This window comes from Sphingomonas sp. GW821-FHT04B01 (genome assembly GCF_059420425.1).
This window is the reverse complement of sequence record NZ_JBWKTR010000033.1, coordinates 1-1,750: the sequence shown is the minus strand read 5'-3', so window position 1 is coordinate 1,750 and position 1,750 is coordinate 1. Positions and strand designations below refer to the sequence as shown.

At 60.3% G+C, this 1,750-nt stretch carries 2 protein-coding genes; both read left to right on the top strand.

Annotated features, from left to right (window positions below; all coding sequences use genetic code 11):
• The coding region (locus AC07UH_RS21475) for a hypothetical protein (RefSeq protein WP_495182208.1) at positions 1 to 426 on the top strand (426 nt) is incomplete at its 5' end.
• A 258-nt stretch (positions 427 to 684) separates the two neighbouring features.
• The gene (locus AC07UH_RS21470) at positions 685 to 1,365 is read left to right on the top strand and encodes a replication protein A (protein ID WP_495182209.1); all 681 of its coding nucleotides are present in this window, start codon (positions 685 to 687) and stop codon (positions 1,363 to 1,365) included.
• The last annotated feature ends 385 nt before the right edge of the window (positions 1,366 to 1,750 follow it).

Genomic DNA, 1,750 nt, shown 5'->3' with positions numbered 1-1,750 from the left:
GGTCAGAACTGTTCAGCGCAACTTAGCCGCCGCCCTACTTCCGCACCACGAGCCGACTTCTTCAACACAATCGCCCAGAAGCGGACATTCCGCTTCGCCCAATTGCCGACATGTTACGCAACCGATAGGCTCCAGCGTATGCGCTCAGCAAACATCGTCATCGGAATAATCTCGGCCCTATGGTTCGCCCTCTTCGTCATGGGGCGCGACCTCATCCACGGAGTTTACCAACAGGGCTATCGAGTTGCTCCTAACGCTGGGCAGGTTGATTATTACGTCATCTATCCACTCGTGGCAGTTGTGCTGCTCTTGTTCGCCGGTTGGACGGGAAACATCTGGCGGAAGCCGGTTATTGCGTTAGTCCCGGCACTCCTGATTGGCTTCGCGATCCTACCTTTCCTGCTCGGATATACCGGCGGAATGTAACGGTCAGATGACCGCTTTCCTAGCATTAGCGGACATCGCCTCTGCCCCACTAAAGCTGGAGCCGCCTCGCAGGAGGGGCCGTGGAGCGGGTGAAGGGAATCGAACCCTCGTCGTAAGCTTGGGAAAGCTGTGCCGATCTGGATTCCGTAAGGGAAATTATGGCACTTGCGCAAGATCAAAGCACGAACATAAAGGGATCATAGATAGAACTTGCAACGTTGCCACCGCATCTGCACCGCATGATACCGCAGGTGTCCTGTGAGCGCGTTGGGCATCCCTACCGGCCGTCCCCAGCGGGTGCGTACCGGTCAGCCGGTACGTCGTAACAGCTACAATGCCGGTGGTGCAGAGGCGGCACTCTGGCGCACGCACAACATGTTTCCAAAGAGCGAGCACAACGCCCGCATGCGGGCGTTGGAGGAGTTCGAGCGCGAGACGAAACTAGCCGGACGCCGGAACGGTGCGATCGGCGCGATCGGGCTGGAGGTTTACCGATACCTGCTTCGCCTTCGCGGCAAGAAAAACGGCCGCCTCGACCCCACAATCCGCTGGATCGCAGACGCAATTTGCCGGTCCCGTAGCGCGGTTGCTGCGGCACTGGCACGCCTGAAAGAGCACGGTTTCGTCGACTGGATCAGGCGCTGCCAGCCTATCGAAAACGCAGAGCCTGACGAGCAGCAAACCGAGCAGATCGCCAACGCCTATATCCTGCACGTGCCAACCTCGGCGAAGGAGCGGGTGCGCCGCATGTTGCGCCGCCCGACGGAGTTCGTCCGGGCCGTCGCGGAAAAGCTGGCCCGTCAGCGTAAGTTGGAAACGAGCACGGTCGACGAAGTCATCGCCGAGGTCGGCAATCCCGAACTTCAGGCCGTGCTCGAACGGCTGCGCCTTGCCGTTGATAGTGCAAATCCGCCGAGCGGACAGACAGAGGCCCTGTAAGGAATAAGGATAGAAGGAACGCCGTTGGCGTACGCAGTTTGCGGCTTCATCAGGCACCAAGGCCTCAAGCCACCGAAACGACATCGTCCACCGGCCGCTGTCGAACGGGTCCGCTTGCGCGGCCCCGAGGCTCCCTAGGAGGGAGCGCGCAAATTCTGTACCGCGCTAAAGCAGCCCTGCCCCTGCTGAGGGGGTTTAGGTGCATCAATCTGCAACTGCGCTTGCGCCTCACAACAAGGGCAGCCGCCCCGGATTCCTCCCCTGCCTCATCAGATCGGCATTCTGCATCAAAAGCGACCTGAAAAGGGGGTAAGCGTGTTCAGCAGGCCGCCTTGCGGTAGCGCCGGTAGCCGGGATGCTTGTCGCCTTTGACGAGGGCGCGGGC